Here is a 17,415-nt window from a genome sequence, read left to right on the forward strand (position 1 = left end):
GAAATAGCTATCAAGGAATGATTAGCCAGTAAAACCAATGCTAAATCCGCTTACAAGTGCTTACGTCGGGTTTTGGCGTGGCTGTATCCGTTTAACAGAAGCGGGGTATCGCTGTTACAATGAGTATGATTAGCGGCCAGATGGTGACGGGGGATGGACATGATAACAAGGCTTATTTCGGGTAGCAGGCAATGGTATGTGGCAAAAAAACGTTATTTACCTGAGGATAAGCGGTTATCCAGGGATGCGATAGTATCCTTATTTATTCACTTTTGTTTTCAATTCGGTGCCTCCATGTCAGGTATATTTTTGACCCTGTATTTGTGGAGACTAACCGAAAGCTTATGGATTAACGGTATGTACTACATTGTGAACTATGGAGCAGCACCTCTTGCGTTTGCTCTTGGCGGCTTCATCATTAAGAGAAAAGACCGCATGGTATCTTACCGTATCGGTATTGGACTGATTGCGCTGTTTTACCTGATCGTTGTATTCGCTCAGGAGAAGGTCGTAGACTACTACGTGCTGTTTGCGATTTTTGGAGGTGCAGCTGGATCGTTCTACTGGGCGGGGTATTTGACCCTGATGTACGACGTGTCCACGGAGCAAAACCGGATTCGGTATTTAGCCATTAATATGATTGTGTTTACGCTGGCTGGGTTGATAGGTCCTGCATTGGCGGGATTTATTATTCGACAAAACGACGGATTGCAGGGATACACGATCGTGTTCTCCATCGCCTTCCTCATGTTCCTGATTGCTACGCTCGGCAGCTTGAAGATTAAAACGAAAGTATCTCATCATAAAGCTTATTATTTAAAATTCGTCGGATTATTGATGAACAAAAACAAACGCTGGTTCAAGTCCCTGATCGGCTTCTGGGTGATGGGGCTGTTCCAGGGGATTATGCTGTTCTTGCCAAATATATTATTATTTCAGATCGTTGGCAGAGAAGACCTCGTAGGCTATTTAGGGGTACTGTATGCGACCTTGAGCATTGGAATGGGCATGGTCCTTACCCGTTATGGACGGGAAGACCGGGCGCGCAAGTTTTTGATTATATCTACAGTGGGATACGTTCTGGGAACTGTGTTTATCTTATGGAAGCTCACCTTGTTAACGGTCATCTTGTTCATGGTGCTTTACTCTATTTGCTCACCACTGCAAGGGAATACGATAACTTCCTTCTACTTCCGTCTGATCGGAGCGCTTCCGTTAAAAGGGCAGTTGAGAGTGGAGTCGGTTGTTATGCGTGAGACGTTCCTTAACTTTGGGCGGGTTGTTTCGATTCTAGCTTTGATTCTTGTTACCAGATATAGCGGAAATGAGCTGCTTCCCTGGGTACTGTTCTTCGCTGCTATTGCCCAAATAGGGATGGTGTGGCTGCTTGAGCGTGTGCCGGAGGTTGAAGCGGGGAAGCAGAGCTCGTGAAAGAAGAGCAGAAAATAAAAGAGAAAGAGAGCTAGCATTGTAGGCTTAGCTCTCCTTTTTGCGTGAGGAGCTGCCTAAGGACTAGTAAGTAATGGTTTGATCCGTCAGTTTAATCATGTCCGATACATTTTTCATCCATTCCTTTCACAAGGAAAATGACGAATAGTTATAATCTTTAGTTGCTCATTCTATTTGAAATTTTTGTAAAAACAGCCCTTGTGCTTCTTGTGCATGGACTATTCTCAGCTTGGATAACCTAATGGGAAAAATCGTTATGAAAGGGATGTTTATGGAAGGTGAATAGGGAAGAGGAATACGACTGCATCATCGTTGGGGGCGGGATAGCTGGTCTTCAGGGAGCAATTCAGCTAGGAAGATACAAGCACAGAACACTCGTTATCGATAAAGGGGTTGGCAGATCGACGTTGTGCCAATGCTATCATAATGTGCTGGGATGGCCGGATGGAGTGTCTGGACCGGAGCTTAGACGACTCGGGCGGTTGCAGGCGGAGCGGCTCGGCGTGCAATTTATGAACGATGAAGTTAGTGGGCTAAGTGCAGAGGAAGATGGGTTCAAGGCGTTAACGAAGCAGGGAAGGAAAGAACTGAAGACAGCGACGATTCTTCTAGCTACGGGTCTTATGGATCGGTTTCCGCAGCTTCCCGGATTGGAAGAATGCCTCGGATTGACCGTATACGTCTGTCCGGATTGCGACGGATATGAGGTTAGCGGCAAAAGGACGATTGTACTTGGAGCAGGCCATGTGGGCGCCTCCATGGCTTTGACTCTATCGTATTGGAGTCAGGAGCTTGTCTATATTAATCATGAATCGCATCAGTCGGCAGTTTCCACTGATTTGCTGGAGCAATTAAAAGAAAAAGGGATTTTGATGGTCGATCAAGCGATAGCTGAGGTTTTGGTTACGGAGACTGGAGATTTTAGCGGAGTACGTTTGACAGATGGCAAAGTTATAGAGGGAGAGCGTGGGTTTATAGCCTTCGGCGGAAATAAGGTACAATCCGAACTGGCGGCACAGCTTGGAGTGGAACGGCTCGAGAACCGTCATATCTCCGCCGACCCCCGATCCAAAATGACGAATGTGCCGGGAGTCTGGGCGGCTGGAGATGTGGGCGTACACGCCGAACAAGTGACCATTGCGATGGGCGAAGGCTCACAAGCGGCCATATGGATACATAAAGAGCTTTTGAAACGACAGCAAAAGCAGCCTGCGCTGCATTAATTCGGTGCCAAACGAGATATCCACTTATTAATCGACTCTTCTCCATTGACGAAAATCCGAGTCAGCTTCAGAGGGTCTTGCTTGGAAGTAGTTTTTCCTTGCTCAATCGTGAAGGCATATCGGAACTCATGGTCCTTGAGAACTTTGAGTGTCGTTTGATTCCATTCACCGTAAGGGTAGCAATACACATCCGCCGTCGTTCCTAATTGTTCTTCGATCTGTCGCCTGGCTTCAGTGATTTCGTATTCTTGTTTGTCTTTCTTTAAAAGGGGCAGATGAGGGTGAGTCATTCCATGGGGTTGGATGTCCCAACCGGCCTCATGCATTTCTTTAACTTGGTCCCAGTTAAGAAAATATCCGTCATCGACCATGCCGGGAGTCATGAACAATGTGGCATGGAAGCCAAGCTTCTTGAGCAGCGGAAGCGCATGCTCGTAATTATCGGCATAGCCGTCGTCAAAGGTAAGCAGCACCGGTTTGTCAGGAGCACTCTCGGTGCCCTCCAAAATATCTATAAATTGTTGTAGAGTTAGAGGTGTATAGCCGTTCTCCGATAAATAGTTCATCTGAGCTTCGAATTTCTCTGGGGTAATGGTAGCGCGGTTGCCGGGATCGACGGTAATGCTGTGGTAATTCAGCACGGGTATGGGCGGTGGCGGCTTAACAGGCTGAGAGTCACCTGCCTTGGCTGTAGCGGTCTCCTGCTGGAGAAAGGCAGTCTCTTCGGGTGAGGCTGAGGCATACGGCAGCAGCCAATCCCATGTAATGAAAAGCATGGCGAGCAGGCAGGAAAAAACAAGGAAACAGCGGCGTGGTACGGCGCGGACCGACTGGGAACGCATACATAGCTCGAATGGGTTCATAGACAGACTCCTTTGCATAGAACTCTAGTACTCTATTTATATAAGGAGCTAGACGGGAATATGTCTGTTTGTCTGGAATAACCGAGTCGGTCATGCGAAGGAAGAGAGGAAACATGCTCTTGCATTGCATGACACCTACGGATAAGGAACGATGGGTCAATAAACGGAATGAGGAATTATGTAGGAGTCGATGCAGGCTCGGGCTGGGGCAGCCGCTCCACCACTTGAGCGTAGGTTTGCAGCGCTTCCTCTCCTATCGGCGTAAGGGAGTACACGCCTCTTTCCACCCGCTGGAACCAACGGTAATAATTTTTTTGCAGCAGGCTGGCTGCATTGGCAATACCCGTTTGATCACGCAGCCGACGCGGACTCATCGGTCCGTTCTGCTGAATCAGGAATGCCATATGGAGCGCCTTCTCCCTATAGGAAGTGATTAGCTTGCGCTTGCTGCTGCCTCCTACATTGTAATCGGCACGACGTTCCTTGAACTCTCGTACGATGCGCTCGGCAGCTCTTTTGTTATGGCGTGGCAGCACGGTCGGAGCAGCGGGAGAAGTAATAGCTTCCGCCGCCGCTGTGTAATCGGTGGGTTCCATTAAGCTCTCTAATATCGGGGCTAAGGGCAGTACACCTTGTTTGGATGCCGTTGCTGCAGGAGGGTGGCATTCTATGATTACTTGCGGTTTTTTGCGTTTGTAAAATTGCACGGTCATCATACCGACCCCAAGCATCTGACAAAGCTTGCGCAGCTCAGGCCAGGTCGCTCCATGAGGAGCGCGGTTTTTATTCGGCATCTCGAAGGCAACGTACACCTGCCGAGTCAGGCGGAGCCTGTTAATGCCTTGGAGGAGCAGAGGAATCGAAAAGTTTTTTTTCAGCTCGACGATGACAGGAGGCTCCTCGTCTCGAATAGCTACAAGATCGCAGTGATGTACTTCTCCCCGGACGTGATAGCCCTGCTGCTCGAAGAAGCTTTTGACCGGAGCATACAGCTCCGTCTCGGTTTTGATCGCCACAGCGGTTCGTCTCCTTTGGAACCATGGGGTTCTTTTCTACGTAAAATTAATGTTCATTATAGCATAGTTTTGATAAGATAGATCCAAAAGACTTGCAATAGTAGAGAGGGAATCATGATGATAGAACAGGTCGGCCAGATAGAGCCGTGGTTAAGAAAACGTTTTGTATGCGATTGTGGAAAAGAGCATTCGACTTCCATCCGTAAGGTGATTATAGAGCGCGGCGCGCTGGCAGAGCTAGCGCCGTATGCTCAGGAGCGCGGCTACAGCGAGCTCCTGCTGGTTGCCGACCGGCACACGCTGGAGGCGGCCGGGCGAGAGCTGCTGCAGCAGTGCGAAGCGGCACAGCTGAAGGCGCGTTTGTGCGTGCTCGCAGAAGACGAGCACGGGGAGCTCGCCGCTGACGAGCGCGTTATCGTGCAGCTGATGCTGCACGTAACGCCGTCGGCGCAGGCGATCGTGGCCGTCGGCTCGGGCACGATCCACGACACGGTTCGTTTCGTCGCTCACCGGACGAACCGTGCGTTTCTTTCCGTGCCGACGGCCCCGTCGGTGGACGGCTTCGCCTCGGTCGGAGCGCCGCTCATTATCGGCGGCTTCAAACAAACGATTCCGGCTATGCCGCCGGAAGCAATATTCGCCGACTTGGCGCTGCTCGCCAAGTCACCGCAAGCGATGATCGCCGCAGGCTTCGGCGACATGCTGGGCAAGTACACCTCGCTTGCCGATTGGCAGCTCGGACAAGTGCTGTTCGGCGAGCCGTACTGCGAGCTCGCCGCTGAGATGACCCGGCAAGGTCTCGCGCTGTGCGTCGACCATGCCGAGGACATTGCCGCCGGGACGGAGCTAGGTGTCCGCAAGCTGATGGAGGGCCTGACCTTGTCAGGCATCTCCATGCTGCTTGTCGGTAACTCGCGTCCGGCCTCCGGCGGAGAGCACCATCTCTCCCATTATTGGGAGATGAAGTTCATTCAAGAGCGTCGCCGCGCCCTGCTGCACGGCGCCAAGGTCGGGGTCGCGGCCGTTAAGATGGCCGCGCTGTATGAGTCGGCCGCTGCGCTCACGAAGGAAGCGGCCGCCAGAGCTATCGCCGCCAAGCAAGCGAGCGGCGATGTACCGACAGCTGAGCGGGTGTGCGCTCAGATTAAGAAGGGCTACGGCAGCATCGCTGATCAAGTGCTTGCCGAGAATGGCCTCGAGGCAGGCTCAGTTTCCTCGCTGGATGAGGAGCTGCCTCAGCGGATCATCAAGCACTGGGACGCTATTCGCGACGTTTGCCGGAGCGTGCCGTCCCCTGCGGTATTGGCGGAAGCGCTGCAGCGAGCAGGCGGTCCTACAACGATTGAAGAGCTGGGCGTTGAAGAGGAGCTTTTGCAGGAAAGCATGCAATATGCTATGTATGTACGTAATCGATATACGATCATGCGGCTTGGACAATGGCTTTAAATTATCATTGTACAGCGGCAGCAGATTCTACTGGACGTTCCTGGGTATTGGGCGTCCTACAGAATCCGCTTGCTGCTGTTTTTTGTTTTTGTCTAAAATTTCGGGCAACTTATCCCTGTGCCCTGCATAATTATTTAATACACTTCGTTTCTTTGATGATGTGACCGCAAACTGCACCGTACGGAGGAGGTTAACTCATGGACATATTCAAGAAAATATCAGATTACCGCACAGAAACCGACAGACTAGCTTGGACCGGAACCTTTGCCGATTATATCGCTCTGGTTCGTAAGAACCCCCATTTGGCGATGACGGCGCATTCCCGTGTTTACGAGATGATCGCATCGCAAGGCATCGGAAACGATAACGGCAAGCGCAGGTATCACTTCTTTGAGAAGGAAATATTCGGTCTAGATACGGCCATCGAAAAATTGGTCGAAGAATACTTCCATTCAGCAGCCAGACGCCTCGATGTACGTAAGCGTATCCTCCTTTTGATGGGTCCGGTCAGCGGTGGTAAGTCGACGATTGTCACGCTGCTTAAGAAAGGACTGGAACAATTTTCGCGTACGGATCAAGGCGCGGTCTACGCAATCAAAGGATGTCCGATGCATGAAGAACCGATGCATTTGATACCGCAAGATCTGCGTCCTGAAGTGGAAACTGAGTTTGGAATCAAAATCGAGGGGAATTTATGCCCATCTTGTCAAATGCGTCTGAAGACAGAATACCACGGGCGCATTGAGGATGTTCTGGTGGAACGGGTGCTGATTTCGGAAGATAGCCGGACGGGGATAGGTACGTTTAGTCCGTCAGATCCGAAGTCACAGGACATAGCGGACTTAACGGGCAGTATCGATTTCTCGACGATCACGGAGTTCGGGTCTGAATCCGACCCTCGCGCTTACAGGTTCGACGGGGAGCTGAATAAAGCGAACCGAGGTATTATGGAATTCCAGGAGATGCTCAAGTGTGACGAGAAGTTTTTGTGGAATTTGCTTTCCTTAACTCAAGAGGGGAATTTCAAGGCAGGTCGTTTTGCCCTGATTTCCGCAGATGAGCTGATTATCGCTCACACGAACGAATCCGAGTACAAATCATTTATCGCTAATAAGAAGAACGAAGCGCTTCAGTCACGGATGATCGTGATGCCGATTCCTTACAATTTGAAGGTTTCAGAGGAAGAGAAAATATATACGAAGCTAATCCGGCAAAGCGACATGTCCCATGTCCACATTGCACCGCATTCCCTGCGGGCAGCGGCGATCTTCTCGATTCTCACTCGGTTGAAGGAATCGAAGAAGCAGGGCATGGATCTGGTCAAAAAAATGCGCATGTACGATGGGGAAGAGGTCGAAGGCTTCAAGGAAGCCGATTTGAAAGAAATGCAAAATGAGTACCTGGAAGAAGGGATGTCAGGCATTGATCCACGGTATGTTATCAACCGAATTTCAAGCGCATTGATTCGGCAGGGCTTGGAGTTTATCAATGCATTGGATGTGCTGCGTGCGCTGAAAGACGGTCTGGATCAACACCCTTCCATTACGAAGGAGGAACGGGAGCGCTACTTGAACTTCATTTCCGTTGCCCGCAAGGAATATGACGAGCTGGCCAAGAAGGAAGTACAGAAGGCATTCGTTTACTCTTTCGAGGAGTCAGCCAAAACGCTGTTTAACAACTACCTCGACAATATCGAGGCTTATTGTAACTGGGGCAAGATTAAGGATCCTTTAACTGGTGAGGAAATGGATCCGGATGAAAGACTGATGCGTTCCATCGAAGAGCAAATCGGTATTTCGGAAAATGCCAAAAAAGCATTCCGGGAAGAAATTTTGATTCGCATGTCCTCTTATTCGCGAAAAGGGCACCGTTTCAATTACAGCAGTCACGAACGGCTGCGCGAAGCGATTGAGAAAAAGCTGTTTGCGGATTTGAAGGATATCGTGAAAATTACGACCTCGACCAAAACGCCGGATGAAAATCAACTGAAACGGATCAACGAGGTTATTAAGCGACTTGTCGAAGAGCATGGTTATACTACAGCCTCCGCTAATGAATTGTTGAGATATGTTGGCAGTTTGTTGAATCGTTAAATGTTACTGTCATATTATATTACTTAAATAAATAGGAGTGAACCTAGAGGGGCCATCCGTTGATGGCTCTTACTGTTCTTTTTGTGACCGGGGTGCCGACATCTAGGTATCCGCCCATTTTCCTTATAGGCATTCACCCTCCTAAGCGCGCCTACATATATTTGAACTATACAGATGCCTACATTACTTACGGAAGTGGGAGATATCGAATGACGACAACTCAATTTGAAAATGATGAATTATTCCGACCGGTTGGTCACGGCGGGGAGTTTTATGGTGGCCATGGAGACGCATTTCATGGCGGTGGTTTCCATGATGGTGGCTTCCACGGGGGAGGCTTTCATGGAGGCGACGGGGGATTTTATCCTGAAGTAGGATACATTAATCCTTTCATTGTACCTATAGTTGTAACTGACGACGGAAGATATTATCAATATCCGCATCCATATCCATACCCTTACTATCCCTACTCTTATCCTTACTATTGATCCTACTGTTTCATTGCCATAGGACAGTTAAAAGCCTCCGGAACCACGAATCAAGTGGACCGAAGGCTTTTTTTAGTTCATAACAGGCATCGTAATTTCAACTACAGTTCCTTCATTAACAACACTGTGAATTTCCATCCGTCCCCCGTGGTTTTCTATAATTTTATAGGTTACCATCAAGCCGAGGCCGGTTCCTTTTTCTTTGGTTGTGTAAAACGGCTCTCCAAGCCGAGGGATACGTTCCTCAGGAATTCCACAGCCATGATCGGCGAAACGGATCAAAAGATGCTTGTCATCGCGAAGACAGAGCTCCATTTGGATTTCTCCGCCCTCAGGCATCGATTCGATCGCATTATTTAATATGTTGATGAACACCTGTTTGATTTGATTTTCGTCACAGTTAATATTCGGGAGAGACTCCTCGATTTTCATATTCAGCTTTACATTATGTATCATGGCCTGTGATCCGATTAAGGCGACGGTGCTTTGTAATATCTGGGCAACATCCCTCGGCTGAGAGCGCAGCGATTGAGGCTTGGCGATAACCAAAAATTCGCTGACTATGAAATTGATCCTGTCGAGCTCGTCCATCATGATGTTGAAATACGACTCGAAGCCTGATATTTTAGTTTGCATCAGCTGTACGAAGCCTTTAAGTGAAGTGAGCGGATTGCGGATTTCGTGGGCTACGCCGGCAGCCAATTGCCCCACAATCGACAGCTTCTCGGAACGGAGGAGCATTTCCTCGGCTCTTTTCCGTTCGCTAATATCTTTACCGATCATATAAACGCCTTTCATTTGACCGTTTACAACGATAGGTACGTTCAGGACACTTAATTCAACGGCACTACCGTTCCTATGTAAGAAGGTAATTTCATATTGAAGATTTTGTCCGTGAAGGGTACCGGCAAACTGCTCTTGCCACCTGGCCATATGCTCCGGAATGATAAGATGATGAATCGATTTATTCAGCAGCTCTTCTTCCGTGTAGCCGGTCATTTGGAATAAAGCGGGATTGGCGCTGGTACAATAGCCATAGCTATCGAACGAACATATAGGGTCGGGATTGTGCTGAAACAGCGATTTGTAGCGCTGCTCACTTTGCTCGAGCTTTTTCTCCGCTCTTTTCTTTTCATAAATGGCTTGTATCATGGCATAAGACCTGGCAAAACGGCTATCTTCCTCCTGAGCTAAGATGGATTCGAAGATATCGCTTTGAAACTCGTCCGGATCGCTGCTCTTGTCGAGCTTCTTCACTTCCCCGAGCATTGTCTGCACGTTTGTGATATGATCCTTATGAATCCAGGCGGCCGAAGCTGTTTTGGAGTGATTCTCCTGGTCGGTGCTCAAATAAACAATGCCCTTTTTGACATCGTATCCGGTTACGTGATTCATGTTGACGACGTTCATCTGGTCGATCAGCCTGAAGCCTTCTTCATACATCCATTCCTCGAAAGCTTCCAGAGAGGCAGCCCAATAGTATTTGTCGTTAATCGTGTGGATAACGTATTCCTTTTCTCTCAAGCATTCGATTTTGACGACATCGTCGGAATGCACGATCATAATATCGGAGCCTTTTTTTCCGTCTCGGGTGACGGGAATTTTTTGCATGTTCTTGGTTCACCTGCCTACCTACATCATTTCATTTATATGGAACCGTACTTTTGTTAAAACCATAGACGTATATAAAGCCCAAGTAGTGTAATGAACAGAGTGGGGATCGTAAGAATGATGCCTGCTTTGAAATAGTATCCCCAACTAACGTTAACGCCCTTGCGAGATAATATATGAAGCCAAATTAAAGTTGCCAGGGAACCGATCGGTGTTATTTTGGGACCCAAATCGCAGCCGATCACATTGGCATAAATCAGAGCTTCCTTAATGGTACCGCTGGTATGGGTCGCATCGATCGCAAGCGCTCCAATCATGACTGAAGGAAGATTGTTCATGATCGAAGACAGGAGAGCGGCCAGGAAGCCCATCCCCATGGTGGCGGCGAACAAGCCGTGCGATGCAAAGGAGTCGATCCATGTTCCGAGTAAAGACGTGAAGCCGGCATTTTTTAAGCCATAAATGACCACGTACATCCCTATGGAAAAAAGCACAATGGACCATGGCGCTTCTTTCAGCATGTTATTGGCGCTCATGACTTTGGAGCGATGGCCCGCCCAGACAAGTAATAAAGCTGTGAAGCATGCGATAATGCTAACCGGAATGCCGATGGCTTCGCCAAACAAATATCCAAGAAAAAGAATACCTAATATGTACCAGGACAGCTTGAACATCGGCATGCTTTTGATGGCTTCTCGTGGAGAATGTACAAGCGAGCCATCATAAACGGCCGGGATGTGCTTGCGGTAATATAAATAAAGGACGGAGATGCTGGCAAATAGAGAGAAGACGTTAGGAAGCATCATCGTCAACGCATAGTCAGAGAAGGATATATGGAAGAAATCCGCAGATACGATATTAACTAAATTGCTTATGATTAGCGGAATCGAGGTGGAATCGGCAATGAAGCCGCTGGCCATGACAAAGGGCAGCACAGTGAGGCTGGGAAGCTTGAGGGCCCGCATTTGTGCCAATACGATAGGGGTCAGAATCAATGCGGCTCCATCATTGGCGAAGAAGCAGGACACTATGGCTCCAAGCAGAATCGTGAACAAGAACAGCCGGATGCCTTTACCTCGGGATAACCGTACCATGTGCAGAGCGGACCATTCGAAGAAGCCCAGCTCATCAAGAACTAAGGAAATCACAATTAATGCAACAAATGTAAGTGTAGCATTCCATACGATATGCGTGACGGCGGCAACATCCGCCCAAGTTACAACGCCTGCCAGCAGGGCCAAAATCGCTCCGCCGGCAGCAGACCAGGCGATATTTAGCCCTCGCGGCTGCCATATGATCAACGTGATAGTAACAATAAATAACAGTATGGCAACAACGGAACTCATGACTTGGCCTCCAGCAAAATAAACACAATGAATTCATTATAGCCTTTTAACTTTTCAGAAGTAAATGCAATAATTAACAAAAACGGATTTAAAATGTGGACTTCGCACATATCGTACGTTTTTGGACGTTTTTTTATAAAATGAAGGACGTACGAATGAAAAAGCCGCCTTGGAGGCGGACTTTTTACAGAATTATGGATACATTTTCATAGCTTGGCTAGTCTTCAGGATTCATCGATATATTCGTCCTGATCGCTGCCCCAGATGAAATCTTTGGTGTAGTCAATGCCTGGATTTTTGCTCTGCTCCACATCTTTGCTTTCTGCAGCGGGAGTAGGCTCCTCGGTCTGGTCGGTTGATTGATTATTTGTAGTCGACATGGTCCCCCTCCTTTCATGAAGGGTATTTTTGCCAAGGATTAAGATATTATTCACTTGAGGTGTCGTTGGTGGAGATGAAGCTTTTACTCATTCGATTCCGCTTGCCGGGAAGTACGAAGAAAACCACATACATGATGGAAAACATGAATAGTGCAATGGCTTCCTCGGATAAGAGATAGTACGGGTGGGGACCCAGCAGGTCCAGAAGCGATGCGGTTAACGGCTTGTGCATAAGGAACATATAGTTGGCGTCTAACCAGTAGTTCAAAGCGCCGACGATGATAAGCAGTACATTAAGAAAAACCATAGTCCATCCGACCGCTTTCCAATTAGGTTTATATTGCTTGATCCAAGTCATGTATAATGCCGCAGCGATAATAGCAATGTGAACGATAAAAAAGTGGAAAAACCGAAAATGAGGAAACGGATACCAAAGGCTCGGTGTAATCATGGCTTGAAGAGCACCTCCGATACCAGCAAAAAATACTAAGGCGTATAGCATGCGGCTGCTGGTCAACAGCATGACAACGGACAAAATAAGCATGATGCTGCACAGCTCTAAAGGAAGTGTTTTCTGAGCATCCCACATTCCTTCCTGCACATACCATACATTCAACAACACTTCTGGAACGGCCAGGGCCATAAGGAGACTCCAGCGAATAAAGGATTGAAGCCTGGCGGACGCCTGTATAGCTGACCTGAATACATAGAGAAACGTGCTGATAATACACAATACGGCTATGGCTATAAGATGAGAAGGTGAATAATTCAAGAAAGGTTCCGCATACGAAGGATCCCAATAAGGATTCAACATGCTCTGTCCCCCTAATGTAAAATGATGGATTATGTTTAGTGTAACGATGAAGTGAATCGACCATAAGTACTAACTTTAAGTAGTACCATGAAAAGAGGGGATTGATTATAGGTATTACCTATAAAAGTGATATGTATTATATATTTCAAGTAATAAGGTAGTTGATGCATAATAGGTATTGAATAGAACATAGAGGAGCGGATTAAGATGAACGAAAAAGAGCAGAAATGGAATGCAACTTTCTACGATAGCAAGATTGGTTTTGTATCGCGTCTTGGCAAGGGGGTTGTCGAGTTGCTCTCACCGAGACAAGGAGAGCGGATATTGGATTTAGGCTGCGGGACTGGAGATTTGGCTTATGAAATTGCAAGCCATGGTGCCTACTGTCAAGGGATGGATAGCTCACAGGATATGGTGAACCAAGCCAGGGACAAGTATCCGGAGCTTCAATTCGATGCGGCTGACGCCCACACGTTTCGAGTTCCGGAGAAGTTCGATGCCGTCTTTTCCAACGCTGCACTTCATTGGATGAAGCGACCTGAGCAGGTGATAGATTCCGTAGGTCAGGCGCTCCATAAAGGCGGAAGATTTGTAGCTGAATTCGGTGGCAGTGGAAATGTCGAACGGATATACCGGGCAATCGCTGAAGTGCTGAAGCATGACGGTATCGATGCAGAGGAACGCAATCCGTGGTATTTTCCAACCATCGGCGAATACAGCGCTTTATTGGAGCAGCACGGTTTTGAGGTCCGGTATATGGAACTGTTCGATCGACCTACAGAGCTTGTAGACGGTGAGGAAGGTATGAATCATTGGCTGCATACATTCGCCGGTATGTTCTTCGTTGGATTAACAGAGGAGCAGAAGCGAGAGGCTTATACCCAGTGCTGTTCAATTCTCCGTAATGACTTGTATAACGGGAAATTTTGGACTGCTGATTACCGGAGACTCCGGTTTGCAGCTGTATTGAAATAGTTGGATTAAAGCCAAGAAGTGCTTTGCTGGCAGAGGCGCTTTTTGGCTTTATTTTCATAATGAAAACGCTTAATATTTTGAAAGAAAACAATATTCGCCGAGACCGAAATCTGATACAATCATCCTAGGCAAAATTGAAAGCGTTTCTGTGAGGCTCAAGCCTTTCCGTTTTGTACAGCAAGAGAGGAGCACGATGACCGGATGTCCGCCATATTTCGATCTAAATGGCTGCGTTATGCGATTTCTGTACTTATTATTTTTATGATGTTTACCTCGTATCATATTAAAGTTGAAGGGGAAGCGACCAACCCCCGTTTTGTGCTTATGAGGCTGGAGGATATTGGGCCTGGAGGGCAGTATGGTTCAATAGAGCAGTTGGGTAAGCTGAGGGCGGTCATGGAATACTTGCGAGATCAGCATGTAGCCTATCACCTTGCGGTCATTCCGCGTTGGCTTGATTATCCGGCGGACAGCACGCGTTATGACGTATCTTTGGACCAGACGGACAATCCTTATGTTGCTGCCTATCAGAAGCTGCTGAAGCAAGCCGTTCAAGACGGTGCGGTTCTCGGTATGCACGGTTATACGCACCAGTTTGGAAATGTACGTCGTGATGACGGACATCATGAATCAGGGATCGGCAATGAATTTGACGAACCAGGCGAGAAGTCAACCGTATCGGCTGCGTTTGCCGAACCACGTTTGAAGGCGGGCTTGGAGATAATGAGCAAAGCAGGGTTAACGCCGCAGTTTTGGGAATCGCCCCATTATCGGTCCACTGCTGAGCAGGATGAGCTGTTTCGTTCTTACTTCGGTTTGAATTATCAGGCGGATGTGCAGGTGAACCGTAATTCTCCTTCTGCGCAGTACATGAACATTCGCAATGGAAAATATGGTGAAACTAGCATGGGTGCAGCTTATGTGCCGACGCCTTTTGACTACATTCCATATAATAAAGATGAGAAAGTAATCGTCGATCGCCTAGGCAAGACGAATAATATCAATTCATTCTTTTATCATCCGTTTCTTGAGTTCAAATATTTGATTCCGGTTATGGACGAGGAAGGTCAGCCGGTCATACGGGATGGCTTGCCGGAATACAAATATCCAGATCAGGATAAAAGCTTGCTGCAAAAGCTTATTACTGGCATTCGTGCCAAGCGGTACGTATTTTATTCGATTCAAGACTACGTTCCATTCACTCCTGCACAAAGCATTAAGTGGAACACCGCAGAAGGTCAGGGACAAGGGAAGCCGCCTGAACTGAAAAAGCCTATGATGGTTGACGTAACAGGTGATGGGCAAGCCGATATGGTGACGTGGGATTTGAAAAATGGAGTTGTCACCGTTGCGGCAGGTTCATTTAGAGGACTGCGTAATGAACCTCAGGGAATGTCTTCTGTGTGGGCTAATGTCTCTTACACCAATGGTGCAGCTGCCGCTGTCAGCGGAAAAACAGCAAAGGATAATGCCAGCCTCTGGATCGTTCAGCCTAATGGAAAGCTCGAACGCTTCGTATCCGACGGACAACGATTTGTTTTGCAAAGCAGCTGGAAAACGGAGGCTCGCAGCTGGGCGAATCTGCAAGTGATCCAACAGGCGGATGGCGATGTGGTGTTAGCGGGTTTGTCGTCGGACCGCATGCAGGTGAATGGATTGTGTGTCAGCAAAGGCGAGGTCAAGCCGATGAAGCCTTACCAGATGAAAAGCGAGTGGAAGCATGAGCTTCAGCAGCGGACGGAGACTGATGGCGCTAAAGTGCTGTTTCTCTCGCGACCGACCACCATCGGCGGCTTGGAGCTTTTGGCAGATAAGGCATCCTTGGAATGGAAATCCAAGAAGATTCAGCTGAACGTTCCCGATGAATTCGGAGAAATTCGAATTGCTGATTTTAATGGAGATGGCAAGGAGGATGTTCTTCGTTGGAACCCCGATACTTCGCGATTCACTGTTTACTTGCGCAAAGGAGATAACGAATACCAGCTCTTGTCTACCTTTGGGCCATGGGGGAAACCGGGTTCGAAGTTAATCATTCATGATTTCGACGGTAACGGAAAAAGTGATCTTGGGTTATTGGATCGTCAGGGCGGATTTTTGGATACGGCTCTTTCCTTTGAAAGCAGGTAAAAAAGGACGACCTGGCGGCATCGCCGGGTTTTCTTTTTTATTGACCAATTGGAAAACTTTATTTATTCTTGAGTAAATCAAGAACGATCATTTGTTTTGGTGGTGTGAGGATTAGTGATAGATCAAACGATATTCATCGTAGAGGATGACCCGGAGATTCGTGAAATTATGCGAGTTTATTTGGAAGCGCATCAGTTTCGCGTTGCTTGGACCGATCGAGGTGACGATGCGTTGCAACTTGTCGAGACGCTGCGACCCGATTTAATTATATTGGATGTCGTGCTGCCGGGAAAAGACGGCTTTGAAGTATGCAAGGAAGTGCGTGAAATTTCATCGGCACCGATTATTTTCGTAAGCTGTCAGACAGAGGAGCATTATAAAATTACCGGATTGGCTCTTGGCGGTGACGATTACATCACGAAGCCCTTCAGTCCGAACGAGCTGATCGCCAGGGTCAAAGCCAATTTGAGACGACCCCATCTCTTGAGCGAGAAGACAGAGCCTTCTACCCTGCTGCGCTTCGGTGCTACGGAAATTGATACAGCCAGCCGTACGGTTAAGGTGCAGGATGAGGAAATCATTTTATCCAAAAAAGAGTATGAGCTGCTGATCTATTTGGCGGGGCATCCCGGACGCACGATTACTCGTGAAGAACTGTTCAGGGAAGTCTGGGGACAGGAAATATTCAACGATACGCGGACGATCATTGTGCATATCAGCAATCTTCGTAAAAAAATCGAGCGCGATCCAGCTAATCCAAAACATATTATCAATGTCCACGGAGTAGGCTATAAATTTATATATACGTAACATGCTTGGTACGGATTGTGACAGTCCGATCAGGCTTTTTTTGCTTTCGTGAAGATACGACAAAAAAATATTTGAAGTAGGGCGTGAATTAGTCCTAATTTCCCTATGTTTTTTAGGTGTATGTTATATAATTTCACATATAGATCTCATTCCGGAGCTCGATGGAGGGGTAGCCATGTCACTTTCGGATAAAAAAGTCATCAGTATCGGAACGGTAAGCAAATTGAGCGGATTATCGATCAGACAAATTCGATATTACGAGGAACGAGGGCTGCTGTTCCCGGATCGTACGAAGGGCGGGACGCGGTTATACTCGTTTGGTGATGTGGAAAAGCTGGTTGAAATCGCGGAGCGGATGGATGAAGGCTTCCAAACCCATGATATTCAGCAACTGGAGAAAAAGCGCTATAAGAATGAAGGGGGCCGGTCTTACCCAAGCTGGGGGACGGCAAATCCGGGCTCCGTGTGAGCTGTAAAGCGGGTCTGGACCCAGCATTTATGTGACTTGCTAACACTATTGCAGCTTTCACAAGCCTGTTGTTGATCTTAAAGAGGCCTTTCTCATTCTGAACTGCACCCCTTATAGTGGACATTGGTAAAACACCCTGGTGTTAATAACCGATGAAAACTGTAGGGGGTGCTTTTCGTTATGGCAAAAAAGGGGCAAAAGCTCACGACGTATAGCTTTGAGATAAGGAAAAAAGCAATAGAAATGCGACTTCAAGGGATGACAAAAGCGAAAGTGGCGGAAGAGTTGGGGATTGCTGATGTTGG

General features: G+C 47.8%; 15 protein-coding genes. 9 read left to right on the forward strand and 6 right to left on the reverse strand.

The window, feature by feature from the left end; all coding sequences use genetic code 11:
* The first annotated feature begins 198 nt into the window (after positions 1–198).
* Both BP97_RS0122745 and BP97_RS0122750 read left to right on the forward strand, forming a co-directional pair.
* On the forward strand, positions 199–1,431 hold the full coding sequence (locus tag BP97_RS0122745) for an MFS transporter (RefSeq protein WP_231506366.1): 1,233 nt from the start codon (positions 199–201) through the stop codon (positions 1,429–1,431).
* A gap of 296 nt (positions 1,432–1,727) precedes the next feature.
* Positions 1,728–2,672, forward strand: coding sequence for an NAD(P)/FAD-dependent oxidoreductase (locus tag BP97_RS0122750; protein ID WP_028551182.1), 945 nt, complete (start codon positions 1,728–1,730; stop codon positions 2,670–2,672).
* Here the strand turns inward: BP97_RS0122750 and BP97_RS0122755 are convergent.
* Both BP97_RS0122755 and BP97_RS0122760 read right to left on the reverse strand, forming a co-directional pair.
* Positions 2,669–3,535 carry a polysaccharide deacetylase family protein gene (locus BP97_RS0122755; protein WP_231506367.1) on the reverse strand — a complete coding sequence of 289 codons (867 nt, stop codon included), beginning with the start codon at positions 3,533–3,535 and terminating at the stop codon, positions 2,669–2,671. The genes BP97_RS0122750 and BP97_RS0122755 overlap by 4 nt on opposite strands.
* 176 nt (positions 3,536–3,711) lie before the next feature.
* Entirely contained in the window at positions 3,712–4,551 is an 840-nt protein-coding gene (locus BP97_RS0122760) for a DUF2161 family putative PD-(D/E)XK-type phosphodiesterase (protein ID WP_028551184.1), read from the reverse strand.
* A gap of 114 nt (positions 4,552–4,665) precedes the next feature.
* Between BP97_RS0122760 and BP97_RS0122765 the strand changes: the two genes are divergently transcribed.
* The 3 genes from BP97_RS0122765 (at position 4,666) to BP97_RS37145 (ending at position 8,578) form a co-directional block, all read left to right on the forward strand.
* On the forward strand, positions 4,666–5,997 hold the full coding sequence (locus tag BP97_RS0122765; RefSeq protein ID WP_064745730.1) for a sn-glycerol-1-phosphate dehydrogenase: 1,332 nt from the start codon (positions 4,666–4,668) through the stop codon (positions 5,995–5,997).
* 197 nt (positions 5,998–6,194) lie between these two features.
* Positions 6,195–8,090, forward strand: a complete 1,896-nt coding sequence (locus BP97_RS0122770) for a PrkA family serine protein kinase (RefSeq protein ID WP_028551186.1) — start codon at positions 6,195–6,197, stop codon at positions 8,088–8,090.
* Positions 8,091–8,299: 209 nt separating this feature from the next.
* Complete coding sequence (locus BP97_RS37145) at positions 8,300–8,578, forward strand: hypothetical protein (protein WP_028551187.1); 279 nt, start codon at positions 8,300–8,302, stop codon at positions 8,576–8,578.
* A 72-nt stretch (positions 8,579–8,650) separates the two neighbouring features.
* Here BP97_RS37145 and BP97_RS0122780 read toward each other — a convergent pair whose 3' ends face one another.
* The 4 genes from BP97_RS0122780 to BP97_RS0122795 form a co-directional block, all read right to left on the reverse strand.
* Complete coding sequence (locus tag BP97_RS0122780; protein WP_028551188.1) at positions 8,651–10,189, reverse strand: PAS domain-containing sensor histidine kinase; 1,539 nt, start codon at positions 10,187–10,189, stop codon at positions 8,651–8,653.
* A 56-nt stretch (positions 10,190–10,245) separates the two neighbouring features.
* Positions 10,246–11,535, reverse strand: coding sequence for an arsenic transporter (locus BP97_RS0122785; RefSeq protein WP_028551189.1), 1,290 nt, complete (start codon positions 11,533–11,535; stop codon positions 10,246–10,248).
* Positions 11,536–11,759: 224 nt separating this feature from the next.
* Positions 11,760–11,915 (reverse strand): hypothetical protein, encoded by a 156-nt coding sequence (locus BP97_RS40300; RefSeq protein WP_156043286.1) that lies wholly within the window; start codon positions 11,913–11,915, stop codon positions 11,760–11,762.
* 46 nt (positions 11,916–11,961) lie between these two features.
* Entirely contained in the window at positions 11,962–12,729 is a 768-nt protein-coding gene (locus BP97_RS0122795; RefSeq protein WP_028551190.1) for a YwaF family protein, read from the reverse strand.
* Between the two features lie 207 nt (positions 12,730–12,936).
* Between BP97_RS0122795 and BP97_RS0122800 the strand changes: the two genes are divergently transcribed.
* The 4 genes from BP97_RS0122800 (at position 12,937) to BP97_RS37150 (ending at position 17,110) form a co-directional block, all read left to right on the forward strand.
* Positions 12,937–13,704, forward strand: coding sequence for a class I SAM-dependent methyltransferase (locus tag BP97_RS0122800; protein WP_028551191.1), 768 nt, complete (start codon positions 12,937–12,939; stop codon positions 13,702–13,704).
* A gap of 201 nt (positions 13,705–13,905) precedes the next feature.
* Positions 13,906–15,831, forward strand: a complete 1,926-nt coding sequence (locus BP97_RS0122805; protein WP_028551192.1) for a DUF2334 domain-containing protein — start codon at positions 13,906–13,908, stop codon at positions 15,829–15,831.
* Positions 15,832–15,945: 114 nt separating this feature from the next.
* Complete coding sequence (locus BP97_RS0122810; RefSeq protein ID WP_028551193.1) at positions 15,946–16,641, forward strand: response regulator transcription factor; 696 nt, start codon at positions 15,946–15,948, stop codon at positions 16,639–16,641.
* 175 nt (positions 16,642–16,816) lie between these two features.
* A complete protein-coding gene (locus BP97_RS37150; protein ID WP_051620889.1) occupies positions 16,817–17,110 on the forward strand; it encodes a MerR family transcriptional regulator in 294 nt (97 codons plus the stop codon).
* The last annotated feature ends 305 nt before the right edge of the window (positions 17,111–17,415 follow it).

It is taken from the genome of Paenibacillus sp. UNC451MF (genome assembly GCF_000686845.1).
Classification (GTDB): domain Bacteria; phylum Bacillota; class Bacilli; order Paenibacillales; family NBRC-103111; genus Paenibacillus_S.